At 58.2% G+C, this 14,775-nt stretch carries 12 protein-coding genes; 1 reads left to right on the forward strand and 11 read right to left on the reverse strand.

Translation table 11 applies throughout. From position 1 onward, the window contains the following. Positions 1 to 616: 616 nt before the first annotated feature. From RISK_RS14545 to RISK_RS14565, 5 genes are all read right to left on the reverse strand, one after another. On the reverse strand, positions 617 to 1,108 hold the full coding sequence (locus tag RISK_RS14545) for a hypothetical protein (protein ID WP_047815084.1): 492 nt from the start codon (positions 1,106 to 1,108) through the stop codon (positions 617 to 619). 2 nt (positions 1,109 to 1,110) lie between these two features. Next, entirely contained in the window at positions 1,111 to 2,271 is a 1,161-nt protein-coding gene (locus RISK_RS14550; protein WP_236696312.1) for a hypothetical protein, read from the reverse strand. Positions 2,272 to 2,289: 18 nt separating this feature from the next. Further along, complete coding sequence (locus tag RISK_RS14555; RefSeq protein ID WP_047815086.1) at positions 2,290 to 2,568, reverse strand: DNA-directed RNA polymerase subunit alpha C-terminal domain-containing protein; 279 nt, start codon at positions 2,566 to 2,568, stop codon at positions 2,290 to 2,292. Positions 2,569 to 2,706: 138 nt separating this feature from the next. Next, positions 2,707 to 3,495: a lipoate--protein ligase family protein gene (locus tag RISK_RS14560; RefSeq protein ID WP_047815011.1), complete on the reverse strand. Its 789-nt coding sequence runs from the start codon at positions 3,493 to 3,495 to the stop codon at positions 2,707 to 2,709. Next, positions 3,476 to 7,102, reverse strand: coding sequence for an ABC transporter permease (locus tag RISK_RS14565; RefSeq protein WP_047815012.1), 3,627 nt, complete (start codon positions 7,100 to 7,102; stop codon positions 3,476 to 3,478). The genes RISK_RS14560 and RISK_RS14565 overlap by 20 nt, the downstream gene beginning before the upstream one ends. Before the next feature lie 156 nt (positions 7,103 to 7,258). Here RISK_RS14565 and RISK_RS14570 point away from each other — a divergent pair, with 156 nt between their 5' ends. Further along, complete coding sequence (locus RISK_RS14570; protein ID WP_047815013.1) at positions 7,259 to 9,223, forward strand: TolC family protein; 1,965 nt, start codon at positions 7,259 to 7,261, stop codon at positions 9,221 to 9,223. Between the two features lie 863 nt (positions 9,224 to 10,086). Here RISK_RS14570 and RISK_RS14575 read toward each other — a convergent pair. From RISK_RS14575 to gmk, 6 genes are all read right to left on the reverse strand, one after another. Beyond that, a complete protein-coding gene (locus tag RISK_RS14575; protein ID WP_047815014.1) occupies positions 10,087 to 10,866 on the reverse strand; it encodes an SDR family NAD(P)-dependent oxidoreductase in 780 nt (259 codons plus the stop codon). Positions 10,867 to 10,935: 69 nt separating this feature from the next. After that, the gene (locus RISK_RS14580; RefSeq protein WP_047815015.1) at positions 10,936 to 11,295 is read right to left on the reverse strand and encodes a hypothetical protein; all 360 of its coding nucleotides are present in this window, start codon (positions 11,293 to 11,295) and stop codon (positions 10,936 to 10,938) included. A 7-nt stretch (positions 11,296 to 11,302) separates the two neighbouring features. Then, complete coding sequence (locus RISK_RS14585) at positions 11,303 to 12,958, reverse strand: putative manganese-dependent inorganic diphosphatase (protein ID WP_047815016.1); 1,656 nt, start codon at positions 12,956 to 12,958, stop codon at positions 11,303 to 11,305. A 377-nt stretch (positions 12,959 to 13,335) separates the two neighbouring features. Beyond that, on the reverse strand, positions 13,336 to 13,887 hold the full coding sequence (locus RISK_RS14590) for a phosphopantothenoylcysteine decarboxylase (RefSeq protein ID WP_047815017.1): 552 nt from the start codon (positions 13,885 to 13,887) through the stop codon (positions 13,336 to 13,338). Then, positions 13,887 to 14,159, reverse strand: a complete 273-nt coding sequence (locus RISK_RS14595; RefSeq protein WP_047815018.1) for a DNA-directed RNA polymerase subunit omega — start codon at positions 14,157 to 14,159, stop codon at positions 13,887 to 13,889. The genes RISK_RS14590 and RISK_RS14595 overlap by 1 nt, the downstream gene beginning before the upstream one ends. Beyond that, complete coding sequence (gene gmk, locus RISK_RS14600; RefSeq protein WP_047815019.1) at positions 14,144 to 14,773, reverse strand: guanylate kinase; 630 nt, start codon at positions 14,771 to 14,773, stop codon at positions 14,144 to 14,146. Before gmk ends, RISK_RS14595 begins: the two co-directional genes overlap by 16 nt. Positions 14,774 to 14,775: the final 2 nt, after the last annotated feature.

Below are 14,775 nucleotides of genomic sequence, written 5' to 3' on the forward strand. Positions count from 1 at the left end.
CCATGCCGCCACTTCGTGGCTGAAACAGCCAGGGGTCGCCTCATTTCCCCAGGGAGCCCGGATAGTGGCTGGCACCTTGCGCACCTAGTCCGGAACGGACGACATGTTGTCGCCACGGGTGCAAAACCGTGCCACCAAGCCCTGCAGGGGCGACAGGCGTCAATTGCAAGGCACCTCCTGCCGTCCCTTCAGGACTCCCGACGCCGGGCTGCCTCGTTATCCCTGAGCTGACGCTCAGGGCTACACCATGCCGCCACTTCGTGGCTGAAACAGCCAGGGGTCGCCTCATTTCCCCTGGGCGGGAAGGTGGCTGGCACCTTACGCAGTGCCTACGCACCTAGTCCGGAACGGACGACATGTTGTCGCCACGGGTGCCAACCCGTGGATCGAATGGCAAAACCATGCCACCAAGCCCTAGAGGGGCGACAGGCGTCGATTGCAAGGCACCTCCTGCCGTCCCTTCAGGACTCCCGACGCCGGGCTGCCTCGTTATCCCTGAGCTGGCGCTCAGGGCTACATCATGCCGCCACTTCGTGGCTAGATCTTCGACCTAAATAGCGTTCCCTGGGCTGCCGCTCAGGGCTACATGATTCCGCCACTTCGTGGCTGACACAGACTACGGCTGCGATCGGCGTCCGCGTAAACGCGAGATGACGGATGGAAGTTTGGCGGCGAGCGAGCGACGCTGTGGCGGGTCGTGACACGCTTCCAACACGGAAGGATCCATTCCCAGTTCTTGATTCGATTCTGGCTGGTGAGCCACCAAGTAGAACGGTTGCTCGGCAACGACCTCGCGCCCGTCGGCCAGGAAGACTCGCACCCGAATCTTCCAGTGGATTTGCATCAGGTGGCCCTGATAGCTCAGCGGCGAAGCGGGCAAAACGCACTGGATTCCGTTTCGCTCCTTCAACTGAATGTTCTGCAGATCCGAGTGGTCGTAGCGTTGGAAATAATGGACACCGAGATCCTCATCCCCTTTGCCCTCGGTGTGCCAAAGCACCGAAATTTCGACGCTTTCCAGTTCACTCAAATCAACCCGACTGATCCGCCAACCCGCTTTCAGTTGACACCCCGCTGCGTAGGCCCCGTCGTCACGACAGACCGACACATTCACCGCGGGCTGTCGGGAGGCGACATGAGCGGCGGATGGACGAGCAGCGGGAAACTTCGGCAGAACGATGGCCACGGACGGGACTCTCCAGAGACAAGCAGTCGCCACCTGACAACGTTGTTGGTTGCAGCAAAAGAGTGCATCACGTTTTCAGGGAGCTCGAACGACAATTGTTGTTCCCAGGGCCCGCGGGGGTCAACACGAACCGTCTTTTCTTTCAACAATTCTTGCCGCAACGCCACATGATGATCGCTGCGAACGTCCGTGCCCTGGCGAAAAAACGATTCTTCTTCGCAAACCAGCTCGATTTTCAACCATTTTAGCCGCATCTTGCCCATTTGCGAAACAAACAGCTCGTACTGACCACCGGGCTGCAGCGGGTGATCGCTGATCTCAACGACCGTCGCCCCGACCCCGGCAACTTTCCGGACCTCCCTCAAAAACACTCGCAGCGACCAGACCGCCACACCGGAAAACGGAACCATCAGGAAAGCCAAAATGGGCCGCGGCATGCCATACCACCACCCCGAGATCACCACGGCCAACAGCACCAAACACAGGCAATTCCAACCCAAAGCCAAGGCGGCCGAGCCAAACACACTCATCCGCCCGGTCGAAATCGAAGCCAGCCGAAACCGGAGTCGCTCCCCCGGACTCTCGTTCAGAACCTGACGCCGCGGGACTGTCGGCAACTCGGGAAAATCCTGTGCGTCGAGTTCGGGTTCGAACGGTTGCGAAGACTCTTCCGACGCCGATTCTCGCCCGGCCAACGAACGAGTCTCATCGATCGCCCGTTTGCGACTGGCGGAAATGCGTTCCTGGCTGAATCCAAGATGCAGCAAGCGGTACCCCAGCCCGATCACTCCCGAGGCGATGGACGCGACAGAAACAACCGCAACCACCCAGCGCCCCCATCTTCCACCGCCCTGGGTCAGATTGGACTCCAAAACCCGGCGGGCTTCTTCTGGCAGATCGATGCCGATCCGTGACATCATCACGGATGAGACCACCACCAGGGCCAGCACGAACACGCCCAGAAGAATCAGGCACAAATAGAACGCCAATTCCCCCAGCACACCACGCAATGCCCCGGTTCGCGAACGGCGTCCCCGTTTCTTACTCCAGGGACGCAGCAGCGTTCTCGACCAGGATCGTCTCACCAAGGCCTACCGTCGCAATCAGATGGTGGCCGAAGCGGCCTGTCGGCCCGGACGATAAAACCCAAGTTGCTCGAGGGCGTCGTAGACTTCTTCGAGAGTCTTTTCGCCGAAGTTGCTGATTTTCAGCAAACGTCGCGGTGTCGCGTTGAGCAGGTCACGGACCGTCAAAATGCCGGTCTCTTCCAGACAGTTCGTGGTCCGAACGGTCAAACCCATTTCCGCGATGCTCAAATCGAGACGTTCACGGCGCAGACGGGCTTCTTCCTCAGCCTTGCTCAATGGAATGCGGGTCTTCATGAGAATCCTTTCACGAAAGGGTGCAATGGCGACAAAAATTGTGCAGATCGTCTTGTAAAGATAACCAATTCGTACGCCCTGACAATGCCAACGACTGGCAATCTTGAACACTCTTTCCACGGCCGCGGCTCACGCCAATCAACGCCGAGTGTGCCAGTCAGACGTGCCATAACGCGTCCTTAACAATTCATCCGCGTGCTCTTCGATGGACTCCACCGCAGTCGCGCCGGGCATTTGCGAGGCACCAAATTGCACTGCCAAATCCGAAATCAAACGCGTCACATCGATCTCGATGTTGCCAATGAACTCCCGATGACGCCGTTGCTGACGGTACTCCGGTTGCCTCGGGGCAAAGTCCAAACAAGAGTCGATCAAATCAAGATCGGAACCGATCAAGATCGTCCCGTGATAGAGCAGGTGATGTCGGGCCACACGCAAACTGTTGCCGGAGAACTTTCGGTTTTCAAACGTCAAGTCGCAGATGCCTTTGCGTTCCGCTGCGGGCAGTTGACATTGAACCGCCGCGAGCACCCGCTGCATCACATGATCATGAGCCACATCGATCTTTCGGATCGATGTCTCATCCAGCAACCTCAGCACCACGCTGTACATCCAACATCCCGGACCGCCAACCACCGAGGCACCACCGGTGCAGCGACGCAACACTTCGATCCGCTGTTCCTCGCACCAGGCCCGGTTCACTTCTTCGTTGATCTTCGAACTTCGCCCCAGGACAACGGTCGGGCGGTCAAACTGCCACATCCGCAAGGACTCGGTGTCGATCACTGTGGCCTCGTCGTCCTCCACGATTTGGTCCGCCCACTGCAACATTGCTTCGTCACGTGCCAGTTGGCGGCGACCGAACTGGCACGGGGCCTGCTCCGAGGAATTTTCGCGGGGCTCGTCCTTAAAGTTCAACAACTGCATTTTCGGCTCGCAACGATTCGATCAACGGCAGCGTCAACACTTTCCAAACGGCCACCAAACCAGCCAACGTCCCAAACAACAAAATCGCCAGCAAGATCCCCAAGGGCTCCGCGATTGGCATTTTGGCCCCAGTCAGCCAAGCGTACGGCAACACCGCCAACATCGCCGTCACAGCCCCACACCCAATGCCGATCGCCAGCAAGAAGGTGTTCTCGCCAAGCACCAACGCCGCCAGTCGTTGCCGTGTGAACCCCACCGCACGCATCACAGCCAGTTCGCCACGGCGTTCCAAAACACTCCGCAATTGAGCGACCGCCAAACCAATCGTTCCCAGCAACAATCCCAACGCGCCCAAACTTTGGAACGTTCGCAGGTAAGTGTTCTGGACAGCCAGCAAACCAGCCAAGACTCGGTCCGCCCGCTGGACATCCATGCCGGCATCAACAAGCCGCGATTCCAACACCTCTGCGATCTCGTCCACCTCCTCGTCACGGCTCGTTGGGTCGGCCGGTGTTCCAGCCGACGCATCAGCTCCCTCTTCCATCGCGAAGAGGAAGTACTGGTAACCCGTTGAACTAGGAAAGACGCTCTCAAACGCTCGCTCACCCACAATCAGTTTGCCTTGCAACACCGATCCCGCCAGCAGTCCCACCACACGAAAATGCACGTCGCCGCGTCCGTAATCGAAGGCCTTGACCTCACCGAGACCGCCACGCATCTGCAGGCTCCACATCGCGGTGTTCTGATCGATCACAACCGGCACCGGATCTTCCAACGTTCCTGTCGCCACAACGTTCAACAATTCCCAGGTCGCATCGGATGTCTCGCCCTGCCGACTCGCCCAACCAAACCCGTCCAGTGAATCGTCCTCGGACAACCCAAGGACGGTCGGCCGCATGGCTTGGTAAAGGTTGTTGCAACTCGCGTCGTCTCCCCCTTTCATCCGAAACGGAACCACACGCACGTCCTCGCGGCTGAACCGCTCAGCATCTCGGCCCAGCAATTCAGCACGCACATCGTCGGCACGCAAATCTTGATGAAGCGGTTGAGCCGTCTGCCCAATCAAATCAAATCCGCCAGTGCCTTCCCTCGTCGGCGACAAACGAAACACACTGATCGACAGAATCAGGAAGGCGGCCGTCGCAACCAATCCGATCGCGAGCGTGCTACGCAGAGGACTGCGGCGTGCGTTTGCCATCGCCAAGGAACTCAACGCCCCCCCCCCCAGCCCTGGAGTTCGCATCGCGTGGCCAGCGTCGCTTGCATCACCGCGTCGACGAAGCGATCGATGGACGCCAATCAAGATCGCCACCAACAACAACATCCCGGCGCCGACAAAACCGCCCGCCGCTTGCTGGCCGCCGCCCATCGCTCCCGCGATCGCGGCCACCATCGCCAAAACGGTCAAACCAATGGCAAACCACCTCGAACCGTTCCCACCGCTTCGCTGGCTGGCCTTCGCACCGCCGCTCAACGCCTGCGACGAGTTCATCGTGCGTCCGCCAACCAAAGCCGCTGGATTCAATCGCAGCAGAAAACGCAGCGTCCATGCGGCGGTCAGCATGCACACCAACCATCCCAAGATGCCACCCAACGCGATCGACATCGGGGTCGCATGGAACTGCAAAAACGGCACCGTCACCGCTCCCACCCACCATGACTTCAGCGCCCACAAAACCGCCCACGCGTAAGCCACTCCGCCGGCGATTCCGATCAACGTTCCGATCGCAGCAGTCACGGCGGTTTCACCGAGCGCGAGCTTCATGACTCTTCGAGGTGTGAAGCCTACCGCCAGCAACGTGCCGAACTCACTGAGTCGCTGGAGGACGCCCAATCGCAACAGCAACGCGATCAACATCATCGCCGCCAAAATCACGAAGAAGGAAAGAGCCAAGAACAACCCATCAAACGGTGTCGTCCCCTTGGATGCAGCCAACTGTTCCGCTCGGATCGATCGCGGGGTCCATCCCAGTTCGCCTTGCACGCTTCGTGTGGCGGCCAAGATCTTGGCGCGCAAGCCCGGCATGTCAGCGGCCAAACTCGCATCGATTCGCAATCCCGTCGTCTTCCCGAAACGGCTGCCAAAAATGGTTTGCCCGGCACCCAATGGCAGGAACGCCTTGGGAGTCAGCCGTTGCTCGTTCCAATAAGCGTCGTCCTCACGCTCGATCTTTCGATCCAACTGAAACGGGAGATCCCAATCACCAATCGAATCTTGATCGGTCACGCCAGGCACATCCGGTGTCAACGCGAGATCGTTGTATGGAGTGATCGGCCCATCAAACACCGCTTCGCGATTCCGCCGGTAAGGCTTGCTGGGAATGGTCAGCGGAACGATCTCGGTCACCACCGCATCAAACGATCGTTCAATCTCGCGGCCATCCTCGACTTCTGGTTCATAAAAGAACACTCGGACCTGGTCACCGACCTTGGCACCCAATCGCTCTGCCGTCCAATCATTCAAAACAATGGGCGTCTCACCCGGGTCCGTCGCCAGTGGTTGCGGCAACGAATAATCCAGCGACAACGTGGGGCCATCGTCCAAAGCCGACAAGGTGCTGTACGGAACCGAGTGGGATTGTTCGTTGACGACGACCTCGCCGGTTGCCGGATCGACCTTTTCAATCGCATTGGCAAGGTAAGTCATCACCGGCGTGACCGTGCCCTCCGGCAAGGCATCCATCACCGCCTGGACCGCATCATCCTTCAGCAGCAGGTTCTCGCTGGTCAGGGACACGTAATCGATGATGGGTTCGCCACCGTCTTCCCCGCCGCGCTGAATGTGTTGCAGATTCCAACCCAACGTCTCCAGCGACCAACCAATTTCATCCGCCGAAATTTCACGGGTCAAGAAAATCGCGTTCGCTTGCCCATCCCGGTCCAAGACATCCGCGATGACCTCCCGAGATGCGAAGACCGTCTTGGGTGCCGCTTGATTGGGCGACAGTGAAAACCGCCCCAACCCAGTGTCTGGCACGATGGCGGCGACCTTCATGCGAGGCAAACCTTCGCTCTGAATTTCGCGACGCCCGAGTGGACTGTCCGCCGGCACCGCCCCTTCAACTGGCAACCGCAAGGTGACCTGATCACCCACTGCCACCTTCAGCTCTTCCGCGGCAGCTTGGTTCAAGACCACGCTTTGTTCGCCCGGCATCGCACCGGGCTTCATGCCGGTCACGTCCAAGTCCCAAAACGAATCCTCAATTCCCAAGACCTGAACACCACCAATCCGCCGTTGTCGATCCGAACCTTCGACATCTGCTTCCACACTGCCACCAGGAAACAAAATGACCGGCGTCGCAAACGAGTCCTTCTCCGTCGTGTCACCCGACACGTTCCCGTCCGCCTCAACGGGCTCACCTGCGAGGGACAACTCCGCGAGCGGAAAAAAGGCTCCAGGTGAGACGATCGATTCAATTTTCCCAAGCCGCTCCACGGTCAAGGATCTCAAACTGCCACGCATCGAATCGCCGACCAACAAGGCTCCCGTGATCACCGCGGTCGCCGTCGCAACCCCCAACGCCACCGCGACCGTCACAGCTTGACGGTGACGAAGTGTCGACAGGATCAACGAGACCAAAGAAACGGATCGAGCGGGGGATGCCATTGGTTTCCGGGGGCGGGGGGTGTCAACGGTCGTGACGAATGAACACGCATCGCGGTCCAAAGTGCCTGGCGTGTTCGCCGGACGACGATAACACGACAGAGTTTGGTTTCGAGTGCGCCCCACAAGTTTGTAGGTTTCCCGACCGTCTGTCCACGCATGCCTTTGCAACGCCACCCGTCATCGCTGTGCGTCGACCATCGCTTTCGCGGTGGCTGGGCTGGCATGTTCGCGTTTTCCAGCGTGGCTCTCGCACTGACAATCTCATCCCTGGGATGTCGCTCCAACCGCCCCACGCCTGATCAACGCCTCGCATCCGCAGCCCAACTGGGAACACCCTCTGCCACCCAGGCGTCCCCCAGCACCAGTGACAAAGCCAGGAATGGCGTCTTCCAACCGTCCCCCACTCATCTCGGCGATCCCTTTGCCGGAAACCAGAACGCGCGGCGACCGATGCGATTGGGCTCCGCCGATCACACCCGCCTGGCAAGCGTCTCCAACCAATCCGCCACTGCATCGCGGACACCGGTCGAGGCAGCGTTCTCCAAGCAGACTTTGAATCCCACGAAGGCACCCGAGTTCTGGGACCTGACCGAAGCCGAGATGATCGCGTTGGCTTTGCAACACAGCGATGTCATCCGGTCGCTTGGCGTGCGAGTTCTCGAAGCACCGGCCTCGGTCACCACGGCGTACGACACCGCCATCCAAGCCTCCGACCCGATGTTCGGCCCACAAGCGGCTTTGGCAGAATTCGATAGCCAACTCAATGCCTCGCTGACCACCCAAAACAATGACCGCGTCTTCAACAACGCGACGTTGGGAGGCCAAGTCCAAGAACTGCTTCAGGACTACGCTCAATTCCAATCCGGCTGGACCAAGCGAACCACCTGGGGCACCCAGTGGGACCTGCAATCGATTCAGCAGTACGACAGCAACAACCGAGCGGGCAACTCGTTCCCAAGCTACTGGGAAACGCAACTGGAACTGGGAGTCCGGCAACCGTTGCTGCAAGGAGCTGGGCAAACCTTCAACCTGATCGCGGGCCCCAACGCACGACCGGGACTGAATTTCTCAAACGGGATTTGGATCGCCCAGATCAACACTCAAATCAGCCAAGCCGATTTTGAAATCCAATTGCGGGACTACTTTCTCGAACTCTACACCACGTACTGGCAGCTTCAGCGACTCTATCATTCGTACGCCAGCATTTGCCATGCTCGCGACATTTCGCACGAGATCTGGCAAACGGTTCTGTCAAAGCAACAGTCCGGACTGATGGGCGGCGAGGCTTACAAGGAAGCCCAAACCCGAGCCCAGTACTATCGCTACCAACGCGAAGCCGAGATTGCACTGGGCGGCAGCGCAGGCGACACAGGAATTCGCAACGCGGAACGAACACTCCGGCGGATGATCGGCCTGCCCATCGCGGATGGCAGATTGCTGAGACCAGCCGATGGATTCACGACCGCCCCCTTTGAATTTGCAATCCAAGACAGCGTTGCCCGCGGGTTCCAGCACCGAACCGAACTCCGACGCCAACGCCTCCAAGTCCAGCAACAAAACCTCCGGCTCGTCGCGGCCAAGAACTTCTTGCTCCCACGATTGGACATGATCGGTCGCACCCGAATGCGAGGGTTTGGTGACGATCTGACCGGCGGAGGACCGCGATTCGCCAGCGCCGCAGACGACCTTTTTTCGTTGGACCACACGGAGTGGGAATTCGGTGTTGAGATGGGCGTGGCCCCTCAACGTCGGCAAGCGAAATCGGCCGTCCGAAACGCCACCCTGCAACTCCATCGCGAACGCTCCATCCTGGAGGAGCAACAGCACGCGGTGACCTATGAGATCCACGATGCGATTTCCAATAGCCAATCCAGTTTCGCTGCCCTGCAGAATTCACTCGCTCGCGTCCAAGCCGGCGAAGACCGCCTGGCATCCTCGCGAGCCCTCTATGACGCCGGAAAAATCCAACTGGAGTTCTTGATCGACGCGAGCGAAGAACTCCTGCAATCCCAACGGCAATTGCATGTTGACCAAACCAACTACAGCGTGTCTTTGGTCCAGATCAGCCGGGCGATGGGAACGCTGCTGACCGACGTCGGGGTTCATTCCTACCGCCGCTGAGCTCGGTCTCGGGGCTTCCGCGCCGAGCAAAGGAAGCCGCCCGATCCGGCGCAAAACTCCTCGCCAAACGATCCCCCGATTCGCGTCGTCGTCGCCTGGAGTTTTCAAGTTACAATTTACAATTTCACTTTTTCAATCCTCCCCATCGCATCGCTCGCCACCTGTCGCCGCTCCGCGGCTTGTCGAGCGAGAGGGTGACATCCAAGACCTCGGGTTGAAAACCCGAGGCTGACAACTGTCACCGCTCCGCGGTTGTTCGATCATCCCGCCCCACTCAACCAGTCGCGGAGCGACGGCAGCCGAAAACCTTGGGTTTTCAACCCAAGGTCACACGCCCACGACATACAACTCCTCAGTCGCGGAGCGACGACAGTTGTTTGCCGCACTGTCGCCGAACATCCACCCGGGGTTGAGCCCCCGTACGAAGGCCTTCCCAGCCCGTCGAAATGGAAACCCGACGCGTGAGCGAGGCCAATGCGGCATTCGCGGCGGCAGCCCCATCCGGAGCAAGACTCCTCGCCAAACGATCCCCCGATTTACGTCGCCGTCGACGCCGCCCAGATTTTACAACTTACAATTTACAATTTCACTTTTTCAATCCTCCCCATCGCATCGCTCGCCACCTGTCGCCGCTCCGCGGCTTGTCGAGCGAGAGGGTGACATCCAAGACCTCGGGTTGAAAACCCGAGGCTGACAACTGTCACCGCTCCGCGGTTGTTCGATCATCCCGCCCCACTCAACCAGTCGCGGAGCGACGACAGTTGTTATCCGCACTGTCGCCGAACATCCACCCGGGGTTGAGCCCCCGTACGAAGGCCTTCAAGCCAACACCAAATGCCTTGCGCACGCGGCGGGTTTCCAAGTCAGCGTGCCGTCCATCCGCCGTCGACCGTCAACATGCTGCCGGTCATGTAACTCGACGCCTCGCTGGCGAGGAAAATTGCCGCCCCTTGGATTTCTTGCAATTCCCCCCAACGTTCCAGTGCCGTCGCCCCGACGATGAATCGCTTGGCCTCTTCCGACTCAGCAATCGGAACATTCATCGGCGTCAGAAACGGACCAGGGCAAATGGCATTGACGGTGACATTGTGAGGTGCCAACTCCAAACCCAACGCACGCGTCATTTGCACCACCGCACCTTTGCTGGATGCATAGGGCGTCCGATTGGCCAAGCCCACCAATCCAAGCGTGCTGGCCAGGTTGATGATCCGACCGGCACCGCTGGACTTCATCACCTGACTGGCGTGCTTGCAGCACAACCACATGCCGTCGACGTTCGTTGCCTGAACCTGCCGAAACTGTTCAAGCGACAGCTCATCAATGGCCCCCCGCACATTGATCCCAGCGCTGTTGATCAACACATCCAACCTGGAAAACTGGTCGACGCATCGCCGCACCATCTCGGCAACATCGCTTTCGACGGTCACATCCGCTCCGATGCCGATCGCCTCCACCGGGTATTCCTCCGCGATCCTCTGAGCCGCCTCGGACGCTTCCTGCTCATTGCGACTGACCAAACAGACGTTCGCTCCAGCCGATGCGAGCCCCGCCGCCATCGCTTCGCCCAGGCCCTTGGAACCTCCCGTGACGAGCGCGGACCGACCGGACAAATCAAAGAGCTTCACACCGGGCCATCGAGCCATCTTCAGCCTCGCAACAAAGGAAAGGGGAACTTGGGCTGGAACATCACGCCAACGATCGCATCCGCCAATTCACGCGATCGCAATGCGACCACCAATGTACCCAGCAAACAAACTGATCAGAGAATAGAAACCCGCCAGACCGATGATGAGCCCCACCGGTGTGTCCCATCCCGAGCCTTGGAGAGACGCCCCGACCTCAAACGAGGTGACCACCATGCCTGTGAAAACCGACGCGAGGAAGCACCAAAACATCGTCGACAGAAGCCCGAGGACCATGCCTTCGAGGGTTCCTGATGCGGCCCTGCCGGCCAACGGCCCGATGGTCGCCGGGCAGAGCGCCACCCAGAACACCATGTGAAATCGGACCAATGCGAAAACAATCGCAGCCCAAGTCAACGCCAAGATCAAATGGACGATGCGGAACTGCATGTTGGATTCACGTGGGCTCGGGAGAATGCTCCAGCAGACTGCTGATCAGAGGCAACAACTGTTTTTTGCGACTGACGACGTTGTCCAATTTATACAACCGATCCTCGAGCTGAGGGTAATTGATCTCCTCCCAACCCTCGGGCTCGCTGCTCATCAGCAACAAACTCCCGTTGCTCGAGATATCCGTCACCAACAATGCCGAAAACTCCAGGCCCTCCTCTTCAGAAAGGCGGACCAACGCCTGACTCAATTCTGCCTGCCGTTCCCAGAACAGATCCAAACCAATTTCTTCAATTTGCGAAATCGAGAATCGACGCCCGTTCTCTTCGAATTGCTTGCAATCTTCACGAACCACTTTGTCCGGTGTGCAAGATCGAAGCGCGGAACCAATTTCGAAGAACTCATTGGCGTAGTCAGCCAATTCCACCGTGCAGAATTCCTGCAACCAAGTCAACAAATCGCGATCGACATCGGTGGTGGTCGGCGACCGCAAATACAACGTGTCGCTGATGATCCCCGAAGCCATGCACAGCGCCATCCCGGGTTCCGGCTTCAAACCTTCCTGCCGGAACATGCGTGCCACCAAGGTGCACGTCGATCCCACCGGATCCATGATGAACCGGATCGGCCCAGTGGACTTCAACGAACCTCCCAGACGGTGATGGTCCAGCACTTCAACGATGTCAGAATCTTCCGCTCCCTCGACCGCCTGCCCAATTTCGTTGTGATCCACCAACACCAACTGCGGCCGGGGCGGATGAACCATGTCGGATTTGCTCAGCACCCCAATCAGTTTCTGATTGTCGACCACCGGAAAGACCGTTTGTGCCGAGCGGTAAATTTGCTGCTTGGCCGCGGCAACCGGCAGCTTGGCCGAAAGCGCCAGGAAATCTCGCGTGATGACCTCTTTAATCAACTGAGCGGCTTTGATCCGCATCGTCGTCGTGGCTGTGTCAAAGGGACTGTTGATGACCGTCACGCCCCGACCGCGAGCAAGCTCCATCAACCCGCTGGACAACTGATAACCGCCGGTCACCACCAACCCACGCACTCCCATTTCGAGCGCTGGCAACTGAATCGTCGGACGGTCACCACTGACCACCAACAACCGATCCGAAGGAAACTGCTTCATCCGCTCACAGAATCCGCCAGCACTCATCGCCCCCACGGTCAGGATCATGTCCTCGTTGAGGCCGGAATCCACGGAGTGCTGGTACGATCCGCCCAACACCGAAACCACTTTGTCGAGGTTCGTGTGAACTTCGCGCGAACGGTAGGGGTCCACGCCGCCCTGAAAAACCAGTTCCAACAGATCCAACAACGTGACCAATCCGATCAATTGATCGTTGTCGTCCAACACTGGAATGGCCCGCAGTTCATGCTCGTCCATTCGTTCGTAGACTTCGTAAAACACATCCGAGGTGCGTGCCACCACGACGTCTCGATTGCAGATGTCCTCCAACTCCGGCCGGACATCCATGATGATTTTGGGAGCCGCCAGCTTCGCTTTTCGCAACGCGAATTCGGTCCGTTGATTGGGCGGACCGCAGCATGCCGCGACGGCATCGGGGCGAGTCGTTCGGCGGAGAAAATCAGCGTAGGCCAAAGCACTGCAGATCGCATCCGTGTCAGGATTGCGGTGACCAAAAACGTGGACCGTCATGAAAGCTATTCAATAACTCGATGGTGAAACGCGAGACGCAGTGCAACTCGCCCGGGCAATCCCAAGCCAGATACAATCATTGAACCGTTCGAACGCCGGAAACTCCAGGCTCACTTGCGATCCGTGGCGATCGTTTCGCGAAAATGGTTGCTGCTTCCGGGAGGATTCAGCCGTATAGAAAAGATCGGTTCTCGAGGAAACGACCATTCAATCCTAGTCGGTATCCTCCACCAGAATTGTGCCAAAGATCTGGTTTGCCATGTCATTCCCAAAAGTCTCTGCAACCGATTTCATGGGTGACGGATTGTCGCACGAATCGAAAGAGCACGATTTCGGGATCACAGACCAGGGTTCTCGAAGAACAGGGTTCACCGATTTCAGCAGTGATCTTTCAGCACCGACTCCAATGCCAGCAACAGATCAACCGGTTCGCTCATTCGACCGGTGCCTTTGACACGGCAACTCAGCCAACCGTCTTCCGGCCCGACCAAATGACAACCATCCTCGCGAAGCGTCTGCACGTTCCGCTGAACGGCGAGGTGGTTCCACATCGGATCGCTCATCGCGGGTGCCAACAACACTGGGCTGGTGTTTTGAAGGTACAGAGTGCTGATCAGATCAGACGCCATCCCCTGGGCAAACTGAGCCAGGAGATTCGCTGTCGCCGGCGCCACAATCATCGCATCGATTTCCCGTGTCAGCTCAATGTGGCTGCCCAGCGGGAAACGGGGGTCGAACACATCGTGAACGACCGGGCGACCAGAGAGCGCCGCCAAAGTGGCGTCGCCGATGAATTCGGTGGCCGCCCGCGAGGTGACGACCTGAACCTGATAACCGGCCTGAGCCAATTTGCTGCACAGGTCGGCCGCTTTGTACGCAGCGATTCCGCCTCCGATTGTTAACAGAATCCGCTGCGCCGTAGGTTCCATTACAAGTCCGACGGATCCAGCTCAGGGGCTTCGCTGGCAGCCACGATGGCATCGAGATCGCCGACCGTTTCGATTTCGTTTTCCATGTTCAGGAAAATTTTGTCCTGCACGATTTCTTGCAGCACAATCGACATTTTGTCGTGTGTGTCCACGCTGACCAACGCACGGCTGCCCTGGTTGAGCTGGACGAGTCGTTTTTGGATCAGGGTGCTGAGTTTGAAACGGCCACCGATCTTGTTGACGATTTCTTCTTCTTTCAGTTCTTCGAGCACGGCGTCGTTTTCCTTTGATCCAGTAAGATCTGGCAAATTTCGGTGACAGCATTGTCAACCGATTCATTGATGATTTCGTATTGATAGCGGCTCATGCATTGCATCTCAGCCGCAGCAGTTTCCAGTCGAGCAATCAAGGCAGATTCTGATTCAGTGCCACGATTTCGCAACCGTCGTTCCAACTCTTCCATGCTGCCAGGATGCACAAAGATCGTCACGGGGCGATAATGCGGATCATCCAGGACCGCCATCGCACCTTGCACATCGATCTCTAAAATTACCCATTTCCCGGCATTCAGGCCAGTGGCAACTTGATCTTTCAGGGTTCCGTACCACTGTCCCAGGCTGAAAACCTGCTTGCATTCCACAAAGTCGTCCGTTTTTCGACGACGCTCGAATTCTTCGTGGGACAGAAAAAAGTAGTCCCTGCCGTGAATTTCTCCCGGACGCGGTTGGCGAGTGGTCGCGGAAACACTGAGTTGCAACGGCACGTCGCAGCGTTTCATCAATTGCTTCACAACCGTCGATTTTCCCGCGCCACTGGGACCTGAAACGATGACCAATCTCCCTGGATGGGTGGTTTCGTCGGCGTGTTGGTTGGATGGATCGTTCATTC

It is taken from the genome of Rhodopirellula islandica (assembly GCF_001027925.1).
Classification (GTDB): Bacteria; Planctomycetota; Planctomycetia; order Pirellulales; family Pirellulaceae; genus Rhodopirellula; species Rhodopirellula islandica.

Excerpts from the sequence above, each read along its gene's own strand:
- RISK_RS14565 (WP_047815012.1), bottom strand. The coding sequence starts at position 7,102 with ATGGCATCCCCCGCTCGATCCGTTTCTTTGGTCTCGTTGATCCTGTCG.
- RISK_RS14590 (WP_047815017.1), bottom strand. The coding sequence starts at position 13,887 with ATGGAACCTACGGCGCAGCGGATTCTGTTAACAATCGGAGGCGGAATC.
- RISK_RS14575 (WP_047815014.1), bottom strand. The coding sequence starts at position 10,866 with ATGGCTCGATGGCCCGGTGTGAAGCTCTTTGATTTGTCCGGTCGGTCC.
- RISK_RS14580 (WP_047815015.1), bottom strand. The coding sequence starts at position 11,295 with ATGCAGTTCCGCATCGTCCATTTGATCTTGGCGTTGACTTGGGCTGCG.
- RISK_RS14555 (WP_047815086.1), bottom strand. The coding sequence starts at position 2,568 with ATGAAGACCCGCATTCCATTGAGCAAGGCTGAGGAAGAAGCCCGTCTG.
- RISK_RS14585 (WP_047815016.1), bottom strand. The coding sequence starts at position 12,958 with ATGACGGTCCACGTTTTTGGTCACCGCAATCCTGACACGGATGCGATC.
- RISK_RS14570 (WP_047815013.1), top strand. The coding sequence starts at position 7,259 with ATGCCTTTGCAACGCCACCCGTCATCGCTGTGCGTCGACCATCGCTTT.
- RISK_RS14560 (WP_047815011.1), bottom strand. The coding sequence starts at position 3,495 with ATGCAGTTGTTGAACTTTAAGGACGAGCCCCGCGAAAATTCCTCGGAG.
- gmk (WP_047815019.1), bottom strand. The coding sequence starts at position 14,773 with ATGAACGATCCATCCAACCAACACGCCGACGAAACCACCCATCCAGGG.